Origin of the sequence: Nonlabens sp. (assembly GCF_051251825.1) — a bacterium.
Taxonomy (GTDB): Bacteria; Bacteroidota; Bacteroidia; order Flavobacteriales; family Flavobacteriaceae; genus Nonlabens.
In genome coordinates this window covers 184753-210282 of sequence record NZ_JBPOGG010000002.1, presented here as the reverse complement: position 1 = coordinate 210282, position 25530 = coordinate 184753, and the positions used below count along the sequence as shown (strand labels likewise).

The 25530-nt window shown below is 37.5% G+C and carries 16 protein-coding genes; all 16 read left to right on the top strand.

Annotated features, from left to right (window positions below; translation table 11 throughout):
* The first annotated feature begins 6 nt into the window (after positions 1 to 6).
* The 16 genes from ACSHWW_RS03405 (at position 7) to ACSHWW_RS03330 (ending at position 25290) form a co-directional block, all read left to right on the top strand.
* Complete coding sequence (locus ACSHWW_RS03405; protein ID WP_435681013.1) at positions 7 to 2385, top strand: glycoside hydrolase family 3 N-terminal domain-containing protein; 2379 nt, start codon at positions 7 to 9, stop codon at positions 2383 to 2385.
* Positions 2386 to 4053 (top strand): sulfatase family protein, encoded by a 1668-nt coding sequence (locus ACSHWW_RS03400; protein WP_435681012.1) that lies wholly within the window; start codon positions 2386 to 2388, stop codon positions 4051 to 4053.
* A gap of 29 nt (positions 4054 to 4082) precedes the next feature.
* Positions 4083 to 5708 carry a sulfatase gene (locus ACSHWW_RS03395; protein WP_435681011.1) on the top strand — a complete coding sequence of 542 codons (1626 nt, stop codon included), beginning with the start codon at positions 4083 to 4085 and terminating at the stop codon, positions 5706 to 5708.
* Between the two features lie 176 nt (positions 5709 to 5884).
* Entirely contained in the window at positions 5885 to 7336 is a 1452-nt protein-coding gene (locus tag ACSHWW_RS03390) for a sulfatase (protein WP_435681010.1), read from the top strand.
* Positions 7337 to 7438: 102 nt separating this feature from the next.
* Complete coding sequence (locus ACSHWW_RS03385) at positions 7439 to 9226, top strand: T9SS type A sorting domain-containing protein (RefSeq protein WP_435681009.1); 1788 nt, start codon at positions 7439 to 7441, stop codon at positions 9224 to 9226.
* 15 nt (positions 9227 to 9241) lie between these two features.
* Positions 9242 to 10702 (top strand): sulfatase, encoded by a 1461-nt coding sequence (locus ACSHWW_RS03380; protein WP_435681008.1) that lies wholly within the window; start codon positions 9242 to 9244, stop codon positions 10700 to 10702.
* Positions 10703 to 10792: 90 nt separating this feature from the next.
* The gene (locus ACSHWW_RS03375) at positions 10793 to 12520 is read left to right on the top strand and encodes an endo-1,4-beta-xylanase (protein WP_435681007.1); all 1728 of its coding nucleotides are present in this window, start codon (positions 10793 to 10795) and stop codon (positions 12518 to 12520) included.
* 191 nt (positions 12521 to 12711) lie between these two features.
* Entirely contained in the window at positions 12712 to 13203 is a 492-nt protein-coding gene (locus ACSHWW_RS03370; RefSeq protein ID WP_435681006.1) for a TlpA family protein disulfide reductase, read from the top strand.
* A 10-nt stretch (positions 13204 to 13213) separates the two neighbouring features.
* Positions 13214 to 14911, top strand: a complete 1698-nt coding sequence (locus ACSHWW_RS03365) for a sulfatase family protein (RefSeq protein WP_435681005.1) — start codon at positions 13214 to 13216, stop codon at positions 14909 to 14911.
* Entirely contained in the window at positions 14911 to 16362 is a 1452-nt protein-coding gene (locus ACSHWW_RS03360) for a sulfatase (RefSeq protein ID WP_435681004.1), read from the top strand. The genes ACSHWW_RS03365 and ACSHWW_RS03360 overlap by 1 nt, the downstream gene beginning before the upstream one ends.
* Before the next feature lie 38 nt (positions 16363 to 16400).
* On the top strand, positions 16401 to 17996 hold the full coding sequence (locus ACSHWW_RS03355) for a sulfatase-like hydrolase/transferase (protein WP_435681003.1): 1596 nt from the start codon (positions 16401 to 16403) through the stop codon (positions 17994 to 17996).
* Between the two features lie 4 nt (positions 17997 to 18000).
* Positions 18001 to 19791, top strand: a complete 1791-nt coding sequence (locus tag ACSHWW_RS03350; protein ID WP_435681002.1) for an alpha-L-fucosidase — start codon at positions 18001 to 18003, stop codon at positions 19789 to 19791.
* Positions 19784 to 21388 (top strand): sulfatase family protein, encoded by a 1605-nt coding sequence (locus ACSHWW_RS03345; RefSeq protein WP_435681001.1) that lies wholly within the window; start codon positions 19784 to 19786, stop codon positions 21386 to 21388. The genes ACSHWW_RS03350 and ACSHWW_RS03345 overlap by 8 nt, the downstream gene beginning before the upstream one ends.
* 311 nt (positions 21389 to 21699) lie before the next feature.
* Positions 21700 to 23133 carry a sulfatase gene (locus ACSHWW_RS03340; protein ID WP_435681000.1) on the top strand — a complete coding sequence of 478 codons (1434 nt, stop codon included), beginning with the start codon at positions 21700 to 21702 and terminating at the stop codon, positions 23131 to 23133.
* A complete protein-coding gene (locus tag ACSHWW_RS03335; RefSeq protein WP_435680999.1) occupies positions 23134 to 24411 on the top strand; it encodes a metallophosphoesterase in 1278 nt (425 codons plus the stop codon).
* The gene (locus tag ACSHWW_RS03330; RefSeq protein WP_435680998.1) at positions 24412 to 25290 is read left to right on the top strand and encodes a sialate O-acetylesterase; all 879 of its coding nucleotides are present in this window, start codon (positions 24412 to 24414) and stop codon (positions 25288 to 25290) included.
* Positions 25291 to 25530: the final 240 nt, after the last annotated feature.

Sequence of the window (25530 nt, the reverse complement as noted above, 5' to 3'; positions counted from 1 at the left end):
ATTACTATGAAAAAGAAGATTGCTAGATGGAGTACTCTCGTTATCACTTGCATGATATTAACAACTTCATGTAAAGAAGATTCAACATCAACTCAAAATAGTTCAGACGGTTCACCTACTTACAAAGATGCTACTGCAAACGTAGAGGATCGTGTAGATGACTTAATGTCTCGCATGAGCCTCGAGGATAAGGTGTATCAAATGTGCCAGTACGTAGGACTGGAACATATGAAGGAAGCTGAGGCTAAACTAACGCCTGAAGAATTAGAGAAAAATGATGCACTAGGATTCTATCCTGGAGTGCGCAGTGATAGTGTGGCGAGATTAACTGAAGCAGGACACATCGGTTCTTTTCTTCATGTAGTAACTGCCGAAGAAGCAAATTATTTACAAAGACTCGTTCAAAAGTCTCCATTACAAATTCCGCTATTAATAGGAATTGATGCTATTCATGGTAACGGACTGGTAAGTGGTTCTACCATATATCCATCGCCTATTTCGCAAGCAGCAACGTTTGCAGACGATCTAATTAAAGAAGGAAGCCGCCAGACAGCACTTGAGATGAGAGCTAGTGGTATGCACTGGTCATTTACTCCTAATATTGATGTATTGCGTGATCCACGTTGGGGACGCACCGGTGAGACATATGGAGAAGATCCTTACCTAGTTGGTAATATGGGCGTAGCGACTATTTTAGGGTTGCAGTCAGATGATTATGCTGGAACAGATCACGTGATTGCCTGTGCAAAGCACTTAATTGCTGGTAGTTCTTCTATTAATGGATTGAACGCATCACCTACAGACGTTTCTAAACGTACGCTGTTTGAAATATTTTTACCACCATATCGTCGTGCTGTTAAAGAAGCAAACGTATATAGTATCATGGCAGCTCATAATGAGGTTGCTGGTTTACCAGGTCACATGGATAAATTCATGATGACTGAGTTAATGCGTGACCGTTGGGATTTTGACGGTTTTTATGTGAGTGACTGGAATGACGTATCTCGTATTGACATCTGGCATCATGTTGCAAAAGATTTCAAGCAATCCATTGAATTTTCTGTAGACGCAGGAATGGATATGAACATGCACGGACCTCTTTTTGACAAACACGTTATTGCATTGGTTAATGAAGGGAAACTTTCTGAAGATCGTGTAGATGAGGCATGTCGCAAGATCTTGACTACTAAGTTTAAAATGGGATTATTTGAAAACCCATTTGTAGAAGAGGAGAAAGTTAAGGATATCGCTTTCGCGAAAGCGCACCAAGAAAACGCTCTAGAACAAGCAAGACGCTCTATCGTTTTACTAAAAAATCAAAAGAACATTTTACCTCTTAACGGAAAAGGAAAAATATTCATCACAGGACCTAATGCAAACAATCAAACAACGCTAGGTGACTGGGTTTCTCCACAACCAGAAGAGAATGTGGTGACGATGTATGAAGGAATTAAGGAAATAGGAGAAGCAAATGGATATTCTGTTGATTATTATGATAGCGGTGATCGATCTAAAGAAATCACTCCTGAGGCTATTAAAACAGCAGCTCAGAAATCAAAATCTGCAGATGTTACAGTTCTAGTTCTAGGTGAAAACTCTTTCCGTCATGACTGGAAACGTAAGACCACTGGTGAAAACATAGATCGTGCGACTTTAAAACTATCAGGAAATCAAATGAAACTGGCCGATGCTATTTTGGCTAACGGCAAACCAGTTATCGTGGTTTACGTATCTGGTAGCCCGATTGCAGAGCCTTGGTTAGAGCAACGTGCTGCTGCCGTATTGAATACATGGGAAAGTGGTGCGTTTGCAGGAACAGCAACGGCAGAGATTCTTTTTGGTCAAGTAAATCCTTCTGGAAAATTGCCATTAACCATTCCGCGTAGTGTTGGTCAATTACAAATGGTTTACAACCACAAGCCTACCGCATATATTCACAAATACAATACAGAGAAGAAAGTACCGCTACACAGATTCGGTCATGGATTGAGCTATACTAAGTTTAATATTAGTGAACCTAGATTATCTAGTTCCGCTTTCGCGAAAGCGGAAGACATCATAACGGTAACCGTAGATGTGAAAAACACTGGTAAAATGGATGGTGAAGAAGTAGTGCAGGTTTATGTGCGCGACCAGATCAGCTCGTTCACAAGACCTGTAAAAGAATTAAAAGGATACAAACGTGTAGCTGTTAAAGCTGGCGAAACGGTAACGGTAGACATAGAACTAGATGCAGAAGCATTTGCATTCTACGACCGTGATTACAATTTTGTAATAGAAGAAGGCGACTTCACTATCATGGTAGGAAACAGTAGTGCAGACAAAGCACTTAAAAGCACAACGGTAAAGGCTACTCAAGCCATAACTCTAGAAAAAGCGATTTAGATGAAGTTATTTAGAACATATTTTAAAGTAGGATTTGCACTTCTTGCCATAGCAGTAATGAGCTGTAAAGGTGGAACTGAAACTGAAGGAGAAGAGCTGGCTATGGCTGAGCATACACCTGTAGAAATCAAACGTCCTAACATTATCTACATCATGGCCGATGATCTTACCACACAAGCCATTAGTGCTTATGGTGGAATCTATAAAGACTTAGCGCCTACTCCTAACATAGACCGCATAGCTAGTGAAGGAATGTTATTCCAAGACGTGTTGTGTACCAACGCTATTTGTGGACCTAGTCGTGCAGCAATACTGACAGGGAATTATAGTAATCGCAATGGATATTATAAAAATGAAAGTGGTGGGAAATTTGACAGTAGTCAGTGGACTTTCCCGCAAGAATTTCAAAATAATGGATATCAAACCTCACTTTTTGGAAAATGGCATTTAGGTACAGAGCCAGCTGGTTTTGATACGTTTAAATATCATAATAGTGCAGGGCAACAAGGTCATTATTGGAACCCAGTTTTTAATGAAAATGGAACTGACGTAAAAGAAAAAGGATATTCTACAAACTTGAGTACAGACTTTGCCCTGAGCTGGTTAAAAGAAGGACGCAAGCAAGAGGATCCGTTTATGATGGTATTGCAATATAAAGCGCCTCATAGACCATGGCAACCAGATACAAAGTATGAAGATTTATGGGAAGACATAGAAATGCCTTATCCATCTACTTTTAATGATGATTATGCTGGTCGTGAATTAACGGCTGGAGATACTGAGATGACTATGGAATATTTCTCTCGTAGAGATATGAAATTTGAGGAGCCAGCAGATTTAAAAGGTCGTGAAAAAATCAAATGGGCATTCTACGGAGCTAAAAAAGGCGAAGTAGTGCAACCAGAAGGGTTGAGCGATGAAGAAGGACGCAAATGGCGTTACCAGACTTATATTAAAGATTATCTAGCTTGTGTAAAGTCAGTTGATGATAATGTAGGTCGTGTTTTAAAATATCTAGATGATAATGGACTGGCAGATAATACGATTATCGTTCTTACTTCTGATCAAGGTTTTTATTTAGGAGATCATGGTTTCTTTGACAAGCGTTTTATCTATGAAGAGTCTATACGCATGCCGTTTATGGTAAAGTATCCTGGATTTGTTAAGCCAGGAACTGTTAATGAAGACATTATTACTAACATAGATTTTGCTCCAACACTACTTGATGTTGCTGGAATTAAAACAGAGCAAGAGATGCACGGTACTAGTTTCAAATCCATCCTTGGAGGAAACACACCTAAGGATTGGCAAGAAGGAATGTACTACCACTATTATGAGTGGCCTTATTGGCACCATGTGCAACCACATTATGGAATCCGTACTCAAAAATATACACTAGCTCATTTCTATTATAATATTGACGTTTGGGAACTGTACGATCTTGAAAAAGATCCAGAACAAATGAATAATATTATTAATGATCCAGCTTATGCGTCTGTTATTGAAGAATTGAAGTCAGACTTGAAAGCTTTGATGACTAAGTATGAAAATAATAAGTCTTTAGAAGATTTCCGTATGATTACGGACAAAGATTTTGGATCTATCGTAGATAAAAAAGATAGTGAAACTAGTGTACAAGATGTGCTTACTGGAAAAACATCAAAATAATACATTGTTCAAACAATTGATATTTAAAAATGTCTAAGTATTTAGACCTTTATATGAAAAACGTATTTCAAATTATTGCATTAGCAGCCATAGTGGTATTGTCAGGCTGTGACGCAAAAAAATCAACAGCGACTGCATCTAGTTCTGCTTCCACAGTTACAGCGCCTACTGGAGAAATGAAAAATGTTATTTTTCTCTCTATTGATGATTTAAAACCATTGTTGTCCAACTATGGTAGTACACAAATGAAGACGCCTAATTTTGATCGTTTGGCAGCAATGGGAATGACATTTACAAACGCACACGTTCAGTATGCTGTTTGTGGACCTTCTAGAGCAAGTGTCATGACAGGAACTTATCCAGACCGTACTAAGGTTTGGGATTTACATACAGACTTCCGTGAGAGTGCACCAGATTTGCAGTCTATGCCAGAATATATGATCTCTCAAGGTTATGAAACTACGGCAGTTGGTAAAATATACCACAAAGGATCTTCTGCTGAAGGACATGATGGAAAAAGCTGGTCTATACCACATACACTACCTGATTATTATCCAGCTGCATATGGAGAACCAGCATTTTCATACTATCAAGAACCAGCAAACAAGGCTCGTTTTGAAGAATTAATTGCTGAGGCAAAAGCAAAAGGAATTAAAAAAGGTGGAAAGCAAAGATCTTATGCTTTTAAAAGATTCAAACCTAGTACTGAAGGTGCTGACGTGCCAGACGAAGCCTACCAAGATGGATTATATACGGTAGAAGCACTTAAAAAATTAGAGCAACTAGAACAAACAGGAAAACCTTGGTTCTTAGGAATAGGTTATCAAAAACCTCACTTACCTTTTATAGCTCCTAAAAAGTATTGGGATTTATACGATCGCAATAGCATCGAGCTAGCAGAGTTTCAAGAACTAGCTGAAGGAACGCCTAAGTTTGCGTACCATTCTTTTGGAGAACTACGCGCTTTCTCTGATATCGATAATAAAATGAAGATCGGTGATAAGCTCAACGAGGCTAAGCAACGTGAATTGATTCATGGTTACATGGCGTGTATCTCTTATGTTGATGCTCAAATTGGAAAAATACTTGATGAATTAGATCGTCGTGGAATTACAGATGATACCGTAATTGTACTTTGGGGAGACCATGGATGGCACCTAGGTGACCATACAGAATGGTGTAAGCACTCTAACTTTGAACAAGCGACTCGCATACCGTTTATGTTCACTGGACCTGGTGTTGCAAAAGGTAAAAAGGATCATCATCCAGTTGAATTAGTTGACTTATTCCCAACGGTATTTGAATTGGCAAACGTGCCAGCTTCTCAACAGCAAGAAGGTAAATCATTAGTTCCATTATTGGATAATGATCCGTCGACAACCATAGGTCAGGATTATGCATTTCACCAGTACGCAAGGCAAAAACGTATGGGTTACTCTGTAAGAACAGATCGCTATCGTTATACAGAATGGCATGATAATGAATATCGCAGCACTATGACTTATGATGAGAATAACATTGTAGGAACAGAGTTGTATGATTATAAAAATGACCCATTAGAAACGAGGAATTTTGCCAAAGATTCTTCTTATGATGCGATAAAAAAGGAACTCAAAGAGCAGTTAGAACAACGACTGCGACGTGGCAACAATTAGAAATAATAAAAAAGCCACTCCTCATCGAGTGGCTTTTTAGGTTTTGGCATTATTTGTGAAAAGTATAGATTATAATTTTTTCGCTTTCTTTTAATTTCGCTTTCGCGAAAGCGAGATAAAAAGAAGTTTATGCCGCACTCGATGCGGTACGAAAGCGTAACAACAACAACAACCTCATGAAAAAAATAATACTTATTTTAGGAATCATCCTTTCGGCTGTAGCAACGGCGCAGGAACAACCTAACATTCTTATCATTCACACCGATGATTTAGGATACCACGATTTGAGCATTACTGGCTCAGAATTATATCAAACACCTCACATTGATGGACTTGCAAAAGAATCGGCACAATTTACAAATGGATATAGTTCGTATCCACGATGCACGCCATCTCGTTATGGAATGCTTACAGGAACTTATCCAGTAAATGAAGATAAAGGTCACTTAGGTGGTATTCCAGAAGAGCGTAACATGATCAAGCAGTTTACAAATGCTGGTTATGAAACAGCTTATGTAGGGAAATGGCATTTAGGAAAAGGCGATAGTTCTCCAGTAAATTTTGGTTTTGATTATTCTTATGCTGCTGGAGAAGCTGGTGGTGTAGGACAGCGTTATTATCCATTCAATACGCAACTTAATGGAAAACCTGCAAAATATAATGTTCCTAATGTAAAAGAAGATAGTAAAGAAGGTGATTACATCAGTGATGTGATGACTGGAGCGACTATAGAATTCATTAAGAATAATGCTGGTAAAAAGCCATTTATGGCAGTACTTGCTTTCTACTCGGTTCACACACCGCTTGAGGCAAAGAAGGAAGATAAAGCTCGTAATGAAAAGGAGCTTGAGTCCATGACTTTTGATGGTCCAGCTTTTATAAAACAAGGTAGTGGTCGTAACAAACAACATCAGGATGATGCTGACTATGCTGGTATGGTGGAGAATGTAGATGAAAACGTAGGCCGTTTATTGCAAACGCTTAAAGATTTAGGAATTGATAAAAACACCATCATCGTCTTTTCTAGTGACCACGGTGGATTATCTAACGATGGAAATAAAGGAGAACGTCAACTGGCAACTTCTAATTTACCGCTCAAAGCAGGTAAAGGATGGTTGTATGAAGGTGGAATAAGAGTGCCGTTATTTGTAAAATGGGCAGATCATATCAAGCCAAGAGTAGAAGATGAAAGTATAGTAGTAGGAATGGATATTTTCCCAACGCTGCTAGATCTTGCAATTGACAAGAAAATCGAAGGAATCGATGGGCAAAGTTTTGAAAAGGTCTTGATGGGTGAGGAGAACTGGAAAGATCGCACAGTGTTCTGGCATTCTCGTAAAGCAAGACCTCATTCTACTGGTGATGCAAAAATGAGTGTGGTACGTTCTGGAGATTATAAACTAGTGGTTTACAATGAAGAAAAACGTTCTGAGTTGTACAACTTAAAAGAAGACATAGGAGAATTGAACGATCTTTCTAGTGCGTATCCAGAAATGGTAGCTAGTCTTACTAAAACTTTGAAAGCATGGAAAAAGGAATACTTAGTTCCTGAAAAAATGAACATGTGGAAAGACTTTAGAGCAGCTCAAAAAGCCGAAAAGAAAAAGAATAAGAAGAAGAAAAAGTAGTGACAGCCACATAGTTGTCAATAATACAACCTAAACAAACGCTCATTGAACCACAATGGGCGTTTTTTATTGCTACTTTGTAATAGAAGGAAAACCTCTATTATGAATCGTATTTGCATCTTGTTTTTAGTCTTTGCCTTATCCATGTCGAGTTGGGTAACTGCTCAAGTGACGACCACGTTAAATTCGGCGTTGCGCGATATGACGGCTTTAGATATAGGTTTTAATAGAAGATCAGATCCAGGTAGCTGGTGGACAGATAATAGCTTTCAGAATTTACTGACTCAAATCAATCCAGATGTATTGCGTTACCCAGGTGGAACTCAAGCAAATTACTGGGAATGGCAAACTGGGAAATTTCTCGATAATACTGATAAGAACTGGAACAATAAAGAAGTGCTTACCATTCCAGGTTTTGTAAATGCAATTCCTTCTGGAACTAAAGTAGTTTATGTAGTTAATATTGCACGACCTACTTCAGCGACAGGAATCTCAGTAAATGCACCTGAGTCCGTTTTAAAAAGTACCGCAACGCTTAATGCTAAAATTACTGATATGCTCGCGGCACTTGCAGAGTTTGATACTCAAGGGAATTTACCTTATGCGGTAGAGTTAGGAAACGAATTCTATTTTGGAAATATAGAATCGGGAATATTTGAAATTAAAGAAATTAATGGAGTGTTTTATAGCGGTTGGAATCCAGCTACCAATGCTCCATATCAATCCACAAGCAAACAAAATGCTACTGATATAACAGCAGCATTTTACGTAGAACAATGTAAAGCAATAGTTACAGCGATTAAAGCTCAGTATCCCAATATGAAAATTGCGATGTGTACCACAAAATCTGGTAATGGAACATCAGCTAGAGATCGATGGAACAATACCATCATTACTGAATTAGCAAATAACCCAAGTTATTCAACACTAGCTAGTCAAGTAGATGCTTTAACCCAACATCATTATCTTAATACCAGTTATGGCGTACAGACTGTTATTTCAGATAATCAATCGTCTAAAGTTGCTATTGCTGAAGGAATTGAATATCCGCTAGTCAAGCAATCTGATTATAACCTTGTGCCTAGCAATTATGAGTTATGGCTTACAGAGTACGGAGAAGTAAAAGGAATTGCCGAAGAAACTTGGGCAGACGCTGTAAGATATGCAGCACTCAATTATAGCTGGTTGAGTTTAGGAGATAAAATCACTCAATTACATTTTCATCATCTTACTGATAATACGGTAATTAAAGTAGGCTCACCTATGAAACTTGCACCGGTAGGTGTAGCTGCAAAATTATTTCAACAAGCCGCAGCTGGAATGACACAAATGCAATTTGTGAATTTTTCAAACAATCCTATCTCTGTAAACAATGTAAATGCATTGTACGGCATCAAATTTAAAAATACCCAAAAAGAAACATTACTCATTATTAACACTGATGATTCTAATGTGAGCAGTGTTCAATTTGGGAATCTGTTTGATTATACAGGAACACAAACCCTAACGCGTTACCATTCAAATGCTCCATATGTGGCCGGTGTTTCAGAAGGTGATTCAAATATTGTTTTTAATAATTCTACAGTTAATAATTCTGAAACTATTAGAAAATTCTCAATTAATGTAATCGAAGTTCAAAATACTTTGAGTGTAGATGATGCATTGATAAATACTATTCAAATGTATCCTAACCCAGCAAAGGATGTGATAAAGTTTAAATCGAATTCTAATATTGAAACAGCCGCAATTTATGCCATGGACGGCACTCAAGTCTTAGTCAGTAAACTTGAGAACAATCAGTTTGATGTTTCTTCTTTGGCAAGTGGTTTTTACTTGATTCAAATAAAGCATAGTGAAGGAATAACAACTTTGAAATTGGTTAAAGAATAGCGTAACATTAATTTTATGAAAAAGGAAATCGATAATAAACAAAGCCCTATACTGTTTGCATTCATTGAATTATTCATGATTGTGGCGCTTCTTTTTGCATTAGTAAGCTGCAAAACAAAAGACAGCAACTCAACTTCGAATTCAATTTCGAATTCGAGTTCGATTTCAAAGCCCAACATTCTCATTCTTCACGTAGATGATTTAGGATATCACGATTTGAGTATTCACGGTTCACAGATTTATCAAACACCACGTATAGATCAATTAGGAGCAGAAAGTGTACGATTTACAAATGCTTATGCAAATTATCCGCGATGTGTGCCATCACGTTATGCGATGCTTACAGGAAATTATCCTATCCAAAACGGTGATGTTCCAGACGATGGCTTTGCCATAGACAACTTGCCTGCTGACCGTAATTATATAAAAGCTATTGATGACGCTGGATATCAAACCGCTTATTTTGGAAAATATCACTTAGGTGAAAATCCTACGGAACTGGGATTTGATACCAGCGTTGCCGCAGGACATGCTGGTTCACCTATTTCTTTTATTGCACCTTTTAACGTGAAAAAGGGAAAAGGAAAAACAAAAAAAGCACCTATTCTAGGACTGGATGAGGTGAGTAAAGAAGGTGATTATTTGACAGATGTATTAACAACACAAGCATTAGACTACATTAAAAACAGAGATAAAAACGAGCCTTTTATGGCTATGCTTGCTTTTTATAATGTCCACCAGCCATTTGAAGCAAAAGATGAAGACATCAAACGCAACCGTAAAGAGATAGCCGCTTTTGATTATAACGACACACCAGAATATATCAAGGAAGGAACCGGACGTACTAAAATGCGCCAGGACAATCCTACTTATGCAGCAATGGTGGAGAATACTGATGAAAATGTAGGTAGAGTATTGGACTTATTAGCAAGCGAAGGGATTTTAGATAATACGATTATCATTTTCTCCAGCGACCACGGTGGATTGAGTAATGATGGAACTAAACAAAGAAGCCTGGCAACCACTAACTATCCGCTACGCGCAGGAAAAGGACATCTTTACGATGGCGGAATCAAAGTACCGTTTTTTGTAAAATGGAATGAGCTACAACCACGCGATGAAGAAAGTCTGGTAATGTTGATGGATGTGTTTCCTACACTTGCCCAACTTACTGCTGGTAAAGAATCCATCACTGCAGGAAAAAATATGTTGCCTGTTTGGCAAGACAAAGAAAACTGGAACGATAGAACGGTTTTTTGGCACAGTTCTAAGGCTCGACCTACAAATACTGGCGACACAAAATCTTCGGCGATACGAGAAGGTGATTATAAACTGATTCATTGGTATAAAGAAGATAGGATGGAGTTGTACAATATCGCTTTGGACGCTGGTGAACAAAATGATTTGAGTAAAGCGCAACCAGAGAAAGCGGCAAGCTTATTGAAACAGTTAAAAGAGTGGAAGAAAACTTTTTAAAAACGTTTACTTCTAGAGATATTTACTTTTTTCTCGCTGAAGTTCACATCGAGCGAAGTCGAGATGCGAAATCGTAACTAAAAACCTAAAATGAAGAAATACTTATACTTACTTATTGCTATCTGTTCCATTGCAGCCTGTGCGCAGCAGCCAGAAAGGCGCGATTTATTGCAATCAGATCGACTGGCGTCACTTTATTCACGAGATAAAGCAGGTGAAATCAATTTTGAAGAGGAAACACTGTATTTAAAAACAATTGAACAGCCTAAGTTCATTTACAAGTTGACCACTACGTTACCGATTAAGAAAGAACGTGTTTCAAAAAACGCCGTTGTTCTACTTTCATTTGAAGGTAAAACAAACGAAAGCAGTGAAGAAACTGGTGAGGCAAAACTTTTAATTCAGTTACGACAGTCTGATTCTTTTAAAGAAAATTTAGATCGTACGTTGAACATAGGTTCGGTTTGGAAAAAGTATTACATTCCTTTTCAGGCAACTCAAAATATTTCAAAAGATGATCTCGCAGTAGTATTTCAGTTTGGTTTCCAGCCTCAAGAACTTGCTTTAAAAAATATCAAATTTGAAGTATTTCCTCAAAACACAGCCCTTGAGGATTTACCTAAAACCGAAGTGACTTACATCGGTATGGAAATGGACGCTGAGTGGCGCAAAATTGCTCAGGCTCGCATAGAAAAATTGCGCAAAAGTGATTTTAATATTACCGTTTCTAAAAATGGACAACCAGTTGAAAAAGCAAACGTACAAGTAGAACTGGTAAGACATTCATTTCCTTTTGGAGCGACTATGCATGCAGAGGAACTTTTAAAGGATAAAGACCAGTACGAGCGATTTAAAAAAGTATTTGGGTTGACCGTTTTAGGAAATGATTTGAAGATTAAACGTTGGTCAAGTAAGTCTAGACGCAAACAAACCATGAAAGCAATAGATATGCTCAGAGCAGATAACATTGCAGTTAAAGGTCATGTATTAATGTGGCCAGGTTTCCAGTACAACAGTGATGAAGTAAAAGCAAATAAAAATAATCCAGAGAAGGTAAAAGAACTTGTGCGCAAGCACATGTGGAACGTTCTCGCGGCTACTAATGGTAAAATATCGCACTGGGATGTAGTTAATGAGGCTTACACAAATAAAGATTTTCAAAATCTTATGGGTGGAGAAGAGTTTTTATATGAAGCTTTTAAAATCACTAAAAATAAAGCGCCACAAGTCACGCGATTTGTGAACGAGTATGGAATCATCAGTAAAGGTGGAATCGATACTCAAAAACAGCAATGGTATTATGACTACATCAAGCGTGTGGATGAACACGTACCTGGTGCGGTTCAAGGAATAGGCATTCAGTCACACATGGGAACAGATCTCACACCACCAGAACGTGTGATAGAAATATTGAGTTTTTATGCTACTTTGGGTAAACCCATCAGTATTTCAGAATTTACCATGGATGAGCAAGATCCAGTCGTGCGCGAGCAATACACACGTGACTTTATGATTGCAGCGTTTTCACATCCTAACGTGGCCGAATTTATGTTTTGGGGTTTTCAAGAAGATGGACGTGGAAAAGTCGATATTTATGAAAAAGATGGAACGATAGGCGAGATGGGAAAAGCTTATTTTTCATTGGTCGATAAAGATTGGAAAACCACGCTTTCGCGAAAGCTGACTAAAAAAGAGTCCATAGAATCCAGAGGATTTCACGGTTTGTATCAATATGCAGTAACCGTTGATGGTGAGACCAAAACAGGTTATTTTGAAGTGAAGAATCAAAAAATGAACGAAATTAAAATTGAGTTGTAACCAATGTTTTTAGGGACATTTGGTTCTTATGTAACATTTGATACTTTCTTGATTCTAATGAGTTAATTAAAGTATTTTAATATGAAAAAAGTAATAGGATTCGTAGTCGGCTTCTTGGCAGGTTACATTGGCATTGCGATCATCGCAATAGTGATATTATTAGCAACAGGTGGACTTAAATTTTCATAGTCATGGATAAAAAATCGTTTTGGCTAGGATTAGCTACAGGTGTTATCGCTTTATGTATAACGGCATATATCGGTTACAATAGAATTGCAAATCAGCCACAAATTGAGGTGGATGCAATGGAAATAACTTCGCTAGATGGAAAGAAAATATCATGGGATGTTTATTCTGGAAAACCTATAGTAGTTAATTATTGGGGAACTTGGTGTGCACCATGTATTGTAGAATTTGAACATTTTGAAACATTAAAAGCAGAGTATGGAGATGAAATTCAATTTGTTATGGTCAGTGATGAGAAACCGCAAAAAGTAAAATCATTTGTGAATAAGAATGACTATTCATTTGATTTTGTATTAACTGAGGAAAGTTTATCAAATCAAGGAATTATAGCAAGACCTACCACTTATTTCTATGATAAGAATAGTAACCTTGTGATTCAACATACGAGTAGCATAACTGAAGCACAACTGAGAGCTTACATTAAGCAAATCCGATAAAACCATTGCTATGAAAAAAATTCTATTCCTACTGGCAATCGCAACTGTCATAGCATCTTGCAACTCAACCTCCAAAACAACTTCAAATACAAATACAAATTCAAGTTCAAGTTCACAACCTAACATCCTCTGGATTGTAACTGAGGACATCAGTCCTATGTTTTCATTTTATGGCGATAAAACTGCCAAAACACCTGTGCTTGATGCACTCGCAAAAGAAAGTGTTGTTTACGATAATGCATTCGCAGTAGTAGGTGTTTGCGGTCCTAGTCGTAGTGCGATTATTACTGGAATGTATCCTACGAGTATAGGAACCATGCACATGCGTACTGGTCAGGACGTGATGGCTTACGGGAGACGTACGTATCAAAAGGACATCAATAGAGCAGATTTACAAGGAAATGATATTATCCAATATGCTGCGGTTATTCCGGAATATGTAAAATGCTTTCCAGAATATTTGCGTCAGGCTGGCTATTTTACTTCAAATAATGAAAAAACCGACTATCAATTTGCTGCTCCAGTAACCGTTTGGGATCAGAATAGCAAAAAAGCACACTGGCGTAATCGTAAAGATGGACAACCTTTTTTCTCGGTATTTAATTATGGAGTAACACATGAAAGTCGTGTGTGGAAAAATGCAGATTTACCATTAACTGTGAACCCTAAAGATGTTAAAGTGCCACCTTATTTTCAAGATACAGAAACCTCTAGAACAGATATTGCTCGTGTTTACAGCAACATCGAGTTACTCGATAAACAAGTAGGCGACTTACTGCAACAATTGAAAGATGATGGATTGTATGACAACACTATCATTTTCTTTTACAGTGACCACGGTGGACCATTGCCACGACAGAAACGTGAGATCTACGACAGCGGTTTAAAAGTGCCGTTTATGGTGAAGGATTTGCGTGGAAAATCAGGTCGTAGCGATCAATTAGTTTCTTTTATAGACTTAGCTCCTACGGTTTTGAACCTTGCAAACGTGAAGATTCCTGAGAATATTCAGGGAACACCTTTTATGGGAACTCAAAATACTGAAGAACGCGAGTACATCTTCGGTAGTAGCGATCGTTTTGATGAGTTTACAGACCGCAGTCGCGCTGTAAGAAATGACCGTTATTTATACATCCAGAATGATTTACCAGAAAAAATATGGTACAAAGATGTAGGTTATAGAAAACAAGTTCCTATGATGGAAGAGATGTTACGCTTTCGCGAAAGCGGAACCCTAAACAGCACTCAGCAAGAATGGTTTACAGATAAAACCAGTGTTGAATTGTATGATTGTAAAAAAGATCCACATAATCTGGTCAACCTCGCAGGAAATGAGAAATATAACAATGTGGAGAAAGAATTGCGACAAGCATTGTTGAACCACCGTGATAAATACATGGATTATGGGATGATGCCTGAGGCGCAACTAATCAATCAAATGTGGCCCAACTTTGAGCAACCTATTACGGACTCTGTGAAAGTGATTTATGAGCCTGAAACGGGCAAGTTGATTAATCTAGAAAGCGCAACTCAAGGCGCATCTATAGGCTATATTTTATCAGATAAACCTGTTCAAAAACTAGATTTAAATAGTAATTGGCAAGTATTTGGAGATGCTATTCCTGTTCAAAAAGGTCAGTATTTATATGCGATGGCACAGCGTATAGGTTACAAAGAAAGTGAGATTTTAAGCACTATAATTGAATAATGCGATTTCTTATATTCATATCATGTATCCTTTGTTTAACAGCTTGTGAAAAGGCAGTTGAAGAAAAGCAATCGCCTAATGTGCTATTGCTATACATGGATGATTTAAGACCAGAGTTATCCAGTTATGGCGCAGACTATATAAAATCTCCTAACATTGACGCACTTGCTGCCAGCGGTATGCAATTCAATAATGCTTATTGTAACGTGCCTGTTTGTGGAGCATCCCGAGCAAGTATGCTCACAGGAATGTTACCTACTAGAAAGCGGTTTTTAAATTATAACACGTTTGTAGAGAAGGAAACTCCAGATGTGATCACACTTCCACAACTATTTAAAAATAACGGTTACACGACCATTTCAAATGGTAAAGTATATCATCATCTCGACGATAGAGAAAACGATTGGGATGAGGTGTATAGACCTTATGCTTTTGATAAAAATGACCAAAACCTAAAACCTACAGATTACTGGCAATCGCTATGGAAAGATTATCATAATCCTGAAAATACTGCTGAATATCTAGCTACTAACACAGGTCCAGCCTATGAAAGTGCCGCTGTTGCAGACTCGGTTTACATTGATGGTTTGATGACCGAAAAAGTAATCCGTGACCTTAAAAAACTTGAAAAAACTGCAAAACCTTTCTTTTTAACCGCTGGTTTTATCGCGCCTCACTTGCCTTTTAATGCGCCTAAAAAGTACTGGGATTTATACAATCGAGATTCCATTAAGCAACCAGAAAACTACAATTACATTCCAAAAAACGCTCCCAAGATGAGCATAAGCAACTGGCCTGAGATGCGAGCTTATTCAAATATTCCTATGCAAGGTCAAGTTTCAGATTCTGTAGCATTAGACTTGATTCATGGTTATTATGCAACTGTAAGTTATACTGATGCACTAATTGGTAAAATTTTGAGCCAGTTAAAAGAATCTGGTTTAGATAAAAACACGATTGTCATTCTAGTTTCTGACCATGGATATAATTTGCAAGAGCACACACAATGGGCAAAATTCACCAACTATAAAACGTCCACTAGAGTTCCTTTAATTATTAGTTATCCAGGAATGGAAAACAAAGGGATGACCACAAAAGCATTAACAGATTTAATAGACATTTACCCAACTCTAGCAGATCTATGCGATTTAAAAATACCTGAAAATCAATTGGATGGTGTGAGTTTAAAACTAGTTCTTGAAAATCCAAGACTACCTGGAAAAGACTATGTTTTGATTAAAAAAGGAAATGGTTTTTCCATACAAACCGCTCAATATAGCTATACCGAGTTCTTGAAAAAAGATAACGATAGCATTATGGCGCGCATGTTGTATAATCATAACACAGATCTAGATGAAAATGTGAATATTGTTAATGATCCTGCTTTCGCGAAAGCGAAACAAGAACTAAATTACGCTCTTCACACGGTCTTTAAGAAAAATGTTGAATAGACATCTATCGAGTCTAACTCTAATTTAAAGCTTTACTTATGAAACATTATGTGCTCTTACTTATCGTCGCTTTTGTGTTTGCAAAAACAGCTACAGCCCAAAACACAGATAAAAAGAAACCAAATGTCCTACTGATATTTGTGGACGATTTGCGTAATAATTTAGGAGCTTATGGCGATGAGCAGGCGATTACACCAAATATAGATGCGCTTGCAAAAAAAGGAGTCACCTTCAGAAATCATCAAGTACAATATGCCGTTTGTGGTCCTTCTAGAGCGGTAATCACTACAGGTTTAATGCCTGAGGAAACTGGTGTGATAGGTTTTAAACCTATACGCGCAAAGCTGCCTAATGTCACTTTCTTACCAGAATATTTTAAAAATAACGGTTACACAACTGCCGCTGCTGGAAAAATCCATGATCCTAGAACTGTAGGTGATGATAGTAGTAAAGATGGCGATGATGAGGCTTCCTGGAGTATTCCATATCTAGCGCCTCGTGGTGGCCATAATCCTAAAAATGTAGCTCTTGACTTTCAAGATTTGCCAGAAGAAGATTATGTAGATGGGATCATAAGAAAAGAAGGAATTGAATTACTAGATCAAGTAGCAAAGAAAGACGCGCCATTTTTTATGGCTATAGGTTTTAAAAAACCGCACGAACCTTTTATTGCGCCTAAAAAATATTGGGATTTATATGAAGATACAAAATTTAAAGTAGCGGCAAATCAAAAAGCACCTGTAGGTCGTGATGATTTAAAAACATATGCTTTAAAAGGAAAAGATGTAAAAAAACACATGAATTCAGAAACTGGATTGATTGATGAAGATTTCCAGCTAGAATTGAAACGAGGTTATTATGCATGTACCTCTTTTGTAGATGCTCAAATAGGTATAGTCATGGAAAAATTAGAAGCATTGGGCGTTGCAGATAATACGATTATTGTGTTTTGGGGTGATCATGGATTGTTCTTAGGCGAGCATGGTAGATGGAATAAACATTCTAATCTTGAAGTAGCATCTTCTTCACCATTGATGATTATCGACCCTAGAAATGATAATGCAAAAGGAGAATCATTCTCTGCGGTTTCTACGATTGATATTTATCCTACACTTTGTGAACTGGCTGGATTAGAAGTTCCAGAACAACCTAAAAATGCCTCAGCAGAAGATGGAAGACCTATTAAAGGACGCAGTTTAGTACCTATATTGAATGATACTGATGCACAAGTAAAAATAGGTGCGATAACTGTATATCGAGGACAACGAGGAATAGGTTACGGCTATAGAGTTAAGGGAAAATACCGTTATATAGAATGGGTAAGTAAAAAAGGTGGAGATAATTTCTATGAGCTCTATGATTATGAACGTGATCCTAACGAGACTAGAAACTTAGCCGTGGTGGAAAGAGAAATTTACGAACCATTATTACACAAATTTTCTAGAAACATACGCTCGATGGGTGAAGGCGATGGATGTATCGCATTATTAAAAACCAAACCGTTTGAAGTTTCTGCAAAAAATAAAAACAATATTTTAGTACGTGATGCAGATGGCGACGGCATTCCTGATGATGAAGAAGGCGCTGGAGATGCAGATCACGATGGAATCCCTAATTATCTAGATAAAAAGTAATACAATGAAAAAAGCATTATTTCTTATCCTGTTGATGATTTCAACTTTAGGTCATTCACAAAAGAAAGATAAAAGTTATAAAGCACAATGGCAATTTCCCGCAAAGGATTCTGCTATGTACGTCACTGCAGCGCAGCAACAAGAACTCTATGCTACCGAAGCAGAAATGGAGTGGTACAAAAATGCCAAATTAGGAATCTTTGTACATTGGGGACCAGCACTTTTTGAAACTGATGCATTAAGTTGGGGACGCGATGGAGAACGTCCTGGAGCAGGAAAACCTGCAAAAAAAGGAGTGGAACCAGCAGTTTATGACAACCTCTACAAAAAATTCAATCCAGTAAACTTTAATGCAGATAAATGGATGCAACAGGTTAAAAGTTGGGGCGCAGAATATGTAGTATTTACTGCAAAGCATCATGATGGGTTCGCTTTCTTTGATGCAAAAAATTCAGATTATACAATCATGAACACGCCATTCGGTCGTGATATTTGTAAAGAACTGGCAGATGCTGCTCATAAAGCAGGCGTTAAGATTTTTTGGTACTACTCACAACCAGACTGGACACATCCAGATAATTTACGTGAAAAACATTATGAGAATTACTTGCCTTACATGAAAGAACATGTAGAGCAATTATTTACAGAATATGGGAAAATTGATGGCGTTTTTTGGGATCATCTAGCGACTAAATACTGGCAATGGGATTCCTACCATGTTCTGAAAGAAATGAAAGAATGGCAACCAGGCATTATTAGTAATGCAAGAACTGGTTTTGGATGGCCACTTGATGATCGTGGAGATTATGACACGCCAGAGCAAAGTCTGGGACCTATCAACCATCATAGATATTGGGAAGCATGCTTAACCATGACAGACAAGTGGCTGTACAGCAAAGGTCCTATAAAACCTCATGAAACGGTACTCGGTATGTTAATTCAGGTCGCAGGAAATGGTGGGAACCTACTGCTTAACTTGGGTCCAAATGAAAAAGGTGAATTTGTCGCAAAAGAAGCCGAAGAAGCCGTAAAAGTTGGCGAGTGGATCGATACATATGGTTACACCATTAAAAATACACGTCGCGGCATTTACATAGGTGGCGACTATGGTTCTACAACTCAGGTAGGCAATAAACTCTACATTCATGTTTTACAAAAGTTAGGTAACGACGCGACTGCAACTATTGAATTGCCTGAATTACCTATAGAAATCCTTTCTGCAAAAGGGATTACTGACGGTTTTGAAAATTATAAAGTTGAGAATGGAAAGTTAGTTCTCGCTTTCGCGAAAGCAGAATTCAACAAAAATATCGACAACATAGTAGAACTTACTCTAGCTAAAGATCCGGCTAACTTTGAGCGTATTGAGACTTGGAATGCTACTCCTATTGCAAGCACAGATTTTGAAGTAACGCAATCATCATATTTTAGCGACAATAAAAAAGGCGACGTCATTTACAATGCCAAAGGAAATGTTTTTAGCGAAGGAATTCATTTAAAAAAGTGGTGGGAACCAGCAAGAAATGATAAAAATCCTAGTCTGACTTTAGATTTTAAATCGGCAAAAAACGTAAAAACACTTTTATTAAGTGAAAATATGCGAGCGCACTGCATTCGAGAATTTCATATAGAAGCTAAAGATGAAAATGGCAATTGGAAGACCGTTTATAATGGAACAACTATTGGTGAAGGTCTTAGGATAAAGCTCAATGGTGACGCTATTTACGGCATCCGTTTAAGGCCTACTAAAAGAACAAAATCAATCCAGATCACAGCATTTAACAGTTATGAATAGAATTTTAATAGTAGCAGTTTTTATAGTTATTTCCGCTTTCGCGAAAGCGCAACAACAACCCAATATCGTTTACATACTGGCAGACGATATGGGAATAGGTGATGTGTCTGGCCTTAATCCAGACGCAAAAGTAAACACACCAAATATTGATGCATTGATTAATAACGGAATGACCTTTACTGATGCGCATACCACATCATCAGTCTGCACTCCATCGCGTTACAGTATTATGACTGGGCAATATTCATGGAGAACACAGCTAAAAGCTCGTGTTTTAGATGGATATTCTAAAGCACTTATCAAAGATTCTACAGATACGGCACCTAAATTATTACAGCGCAATGGTTATGAAACCGCGATGATTGGAAAATGGCATTTGGGTTGGAATTGGGAAATTGAAGATGAGGCAAATCTGGAAATGGATCCTAAAAATCCGTATCAGTTTAAAGAAGATGTGAGTGATAAAGTAGATTATAGCAAGCCTTTTACTGGTGGACCGATAGATCATGGATTTGATTATTTCTATGGATTAAACGCCTCGCTAGATTTTCCACCTTACGTGTATTCTGAAAATAATCAGCTCATAATGGTTCCTACAGAAACTATGAAACCAGACGGAAAAAGCAAAGATTTCCCTGGAGGAAGAAAAATGGATCTGGTCGGTGGACAGAAGTTGATACGCAAGGGCGATAAAGCGACTGGTTTTAAAGCTGAGCAAGTGATGCTAGATTTAACGGAGAAGTCTGTAAATTTTATTGCAGAGTATGAAAGTGAAAAACCGTTCTTTTTGTACATTCCGTTGACTGCACCTCATACACCAGTTTATCCACGTGAAGATTTTGTGGGAACGAGTGAGGCCGGAATTTATGGTGATTTTATTCAAGAACTGGACTGGACCGTTGGTCAAATAGTTGCTGCACTGCAAGAAAAAGGTATTGAAGAAAACACCATCATCATTTTCACGGCAGATAATGGCGCGTCTAAATCTTCGTTTCCTATCGAGTTTGAAGAGACGTACAAGCACAAACCTAGCGGACGATTAAGAGGTAGAAAAGCGACCTTACATCAAGGTGGTCATACTGTTCCATTCATTGTACAATGGAAAAATCAGGTAAAACCTAAAACCACAAGTAGCACTACCATTTCCCTAGCCGATTTATATGCTACTTGTGCAGAATTGCTAAATGCTAAAACGGATAACAATCAAGGAGTCGATAGCTATAGCATTTTGTCGCTGTTGAAAGGTGAGAATAATTACGAGAGAAAAGCATCGGTTTACAGCAATTTTGCGGGACGTTTTTCCATTAGAAAAGGCGACTGGAAAATGGATATGAATCCTAAAAAAGGTAAAAGCTATTTGTTCAATGTTTCGACTGATCCATCAGAGACAAACAATTTGTTTTATGATGAAAGCGATACAGCTATTGCGACAAAGAAGGAAGAACTAACTAAAGAACTCAATACCATTATTCTCGATGGAAGAAGTACCGAAGGCGAAAAGCTGGAAAACGATGGTCCTGCGGTCTGGAAACAGTTGTTTTGGTTGAAAGCTGAAGGGAAAAGTAAAATGAAAAATGAAAGTAAAAAGAAAGAGTAGCTCTGATAATTATGATTCGAGATGAAAGATTATCTAAAAGAGTTTTATATTAAAATAGGAATCAATCTTAAAATAAGAGATAGTTTTTATAACTTAAAATTGATTTAAAGTTTCCCTTGAGGGAAATGCCGATAGGCAAAGGGTGTTTGCGGTGATAGTTGTGATTTTTAAATCAATTTAATAACGCCAACACCCAACTCTTATCTTCCCTCAAGGGAAGACGATACAGAAGTCTATAATTTGACTTTTGAATTTTAAAAAAGATGTAAAACATGGTAAAACAATATTACTACCAGTAGAAAACCACCATTATGAGTAGATTTTTGTTTTTTCTTTTACTGACTTTGGCTTTTACAAGCTGCAAAGCCCAAGATGCAAATTCTAATGCAATCGATAAAAAGCCTAATGTCGTTTTCATTCTGGCAGATGATTTAGGAATAAATGCGTTGAATTCTTATGGCAATGAATTAGTAGAATCGCCTAACATAGACAAACTGTTTGCCGAAGGAATGCATTTTACAAACGGCTATGCAAACGACCCAACTTGTGCACCGTCACGAGCGTCTATTCTTTCTGGTCAGTATGCGCCACGACATAAAGTCTATCGCGTGGCAGATCGTTATAAAAAAGACAAAAAAACGCTGGAAGCGATGAAATTCTTGCCGCCAGATATTAATAAAGTAAAAGGTTCCGGAGCTGGATTATCACTTGATAAAATCACCATTGCCGAAGCTTTAAAAAGTAACGACTATAAAACTTCGGCTTACGGAAAATGGCATCTCGGTAAAAACGAATTACAAATTCAAAATCAAGGATTTGACGAAGGCTTTGAAATGACGGGACATTATAATTTTAAAACATCACCACAGCAAGACGATTTAGATAACAGCTTGTACTCAGCAGATGTGATTACTGAGAAAACTATAGATTTTATCGAGAATGCTAAAGATGCTAATAAGCCATTTTTTGCTTACGTTCCTTATTATTTGGTACATAAACCACTAGAGCCTAAAGCAGAATATCTTACACATTTCAAACAAAAGCTAAAAGGAAATAAAGATATAGGTCCAGACGAAATCAAAGTCCTAGCCATGATAAAAAGCCTAGACGATAGCTTAGGGCAGTTGATGGAAGCTTTAAAAACCTTGGAGCTAGAAGATGATACCATAGTCGTTTTTACAAGTGATAATGGACATTATAAAACTGAAAGCAACATATTCAACCAACCTTATCAAGGTGTAAAAGGACAAACGCTGGAAGGTGGAATTAGAGTTCCTTATATTTTTAAGTGGAAAAATAAAATTGAAGCTGGATCTGTATCAAAAGAACCTATTATTCATGTGGATTTGTATCCTACAATTTTAGGGTTGACCGGAACTTCAAAACCTGAAAACTATTTGCTTGATGGTGAAGATTTGACAGATTTACTGTTAGGAAAAACAAAAGAAACCGACCGCAGAGCTTTGATTTGGGAATATACTAACTACGCTAACTTCAATGTAAAACGACAAGAATTTGCATCTCAATGGGTGAATGTGATTCAAATGGACGGTTTTAAAATGACCGAAGATGTGGAAACTAATTCATTTATCTTGTACAACTTAACCGATGATCCTTATGAAACTAAAGAAGTTTCAAATGATTATCCAGAAATGGTACAGAAATTAAAAGAGGAATTAGAGCGCTGGAAATTAAATACAGAATATGAACAACCGCGATTAAATCCCGATTATAAAAGAAATTAAATGATGAATAAAGTTTGTTACATAGTAGTGCTATGTGCGCTTTTAGTGTCCTGTAAATCGACAAGTCAAGTGTCTTCAACTCAAAAAGTGGAAGCTATAAAAATAGAAGCAATAGGAACAAAACCTACCCTAGAGCGCCAGCCTTATCTTCAAATGGTTAAAGCAAATAGTGCTATAATCACTTGGAAAACAGACGCTAGTGTAACAGAATGTCTGGTAATCTATTCAGAAATAGGTGGAGATACTGTTTTTATTGAAAAAGGCTATCTCACAGCTCATGAAGGTTATCTCTTTAATGAAGTGGCTTTAAAGAATTTAGAGCCTGATACAAAATATACGTATGCCATTCATTCTAACGGTCATGTTCTCGCTCGAGGCGAAAACTACTATTTTAAAACTTCTCCAGATAATAAGAAACAGGCGTTTAGTTTTTATGCTATGGGAGATATAGGTGCCAAAGAAAAAAGCAGTTTTGCAAATGAACCTGCAGACCGTATTGCAGAAATGGAGCGCAAGCCGGACTTTGGACTAGGTTTAGGAGATATCGTGTATCCTAAAGGAGAAAGTAAGAACTATGACAATCACTTGTTCAAACCGTTTAAAGATGTTTTTATTAATACACCATTTTATCCTGTGGCTGGAAATCACGACTGGTTGAGTGCTAATCATGATGAAAATTTTAAAAAAGAATGGAATTTACCTAACGAAGAATATTATTATTCATTTGCTTATTCTAACACGCTGTTCATCGGTCTGGATTCTAGAGATGGCAGTTTTTACGATTATGAAAAACAAACCCTATGGCTCAAAGAAACTTTAAAGCAAAATGCTGGTAAGCATGACTGGATTGTAGTCTATCTACATCACAATGGGAAAAGTTGTACCTATAAAAAAGATTATGAGCATGTTATGGGATTGTATGAAGTTTTTGCAGCAAACAAGGTGGACATCGTGCTCAATGGTCATGCGCATACTTATGAACGTTTAAAACCTTATAATGGAAATGGCATGGTAGAGCAAGACAGGACTAATCAAAGTGAATACAAAGATTTAGAAAACCGTTTCATATCCATAACCATGGGCGCAGGTGGTAAACTCAATAAAAAGTGGAAAGCAGACCCGAGCAATAAAGAAAATTGTGAAGACGGAACCATCGTCGCGCATTCTGAGCATATGGCTAGTTTTGGCGTATTTGAAGTCGATGGTAAAACATTGAGTTTTAAAGGCTATAACTCTTACACAGGAAAGTCATTTGATGAATTTGTAATTGAGAAGTAGATGAAGAAGTTAGCAATTATTGCTGTAATGCTTTCAGTAACAGTTTCATGCAAAGCACAACATAGCAACCTATCTCAAACTCCTAAAAAAGCAAAAGTCTTTTTACTCGCTGGACAGTCTAATATGGATGGACGTGCTAAGGCAAGCGGTTTATCTACAGAAGATAAAGCCCGACTTAAAAAAGCACAGGGCAATGTGACCTTGTACTATAACTTTGATGAAGGAAAACCGCTCGACACTACCAAAGTTGAAAAGCACACCGCAAAGAAATTTGGCGCAGACTATCTATTTGGGCCAGAGTTGTTTTTTGGTATTGAGATGTCTGAGAAATATCCTGATCATGAAATTATTTTAATCAAACGCTCACGTGGTGGAATGTCTCTCTACGGTGCATGGAATCCAGAGTGGACGCTAGAAAAAGCTACTAAGATAAAAGAAGAAAATCAGCCGAAGTTATACCAAGAATTTATAGATTATTCTCAAAAAGTATTATCAAAATTTGATAAGGACAGCTATACCTTGTGCGGAATGCTTTGGGTACAAGGAGAAAGCGATAGTGGTAAAAAAGGCGGTACTAAACCAGCTGAGACCTATTATGATAACCTCACCAATCTCATAAGTCATGTGCGTGAAGATTTTAATCATCTGCAATTGCCATTTCTTATATTTCAAGTAGGACATGGTAAGGTCGTTAAAGCGATGCAACAAGTTGCTCATGAAGATGACCGCGTCGCTTTGATACCACAAGAAAAGAACAAAAATTCTCGGTTTTATTTTGAGAAGAATCCGCCACCGGTAGGCCATTATGTGACAGATCCTATGAAAAAGATAGGAACGCTGTTTTTTGAGTTTTATGAAAAGGAGTTTGTTGTGGAATAGTGATTTCCATAAAAAGCTCCTTTCAGATCCCTGATAATTTGTTCGCACAAATTTCTGGGATAGGAAAGGTGGGCAAATTGGAGTTTACAGAAATTTAGTAGGAAAGGTTGAGAAATAATTTTTGAAACGTAGATGTTTTCACCCATACGCAAACTCCATTGTCCTTACTTCGACAAGCTCAGCACAAGTCACACATTTTCCCAAAGCAGAAAGTTAACCTGTGTCGAGTTAAAACGAGCT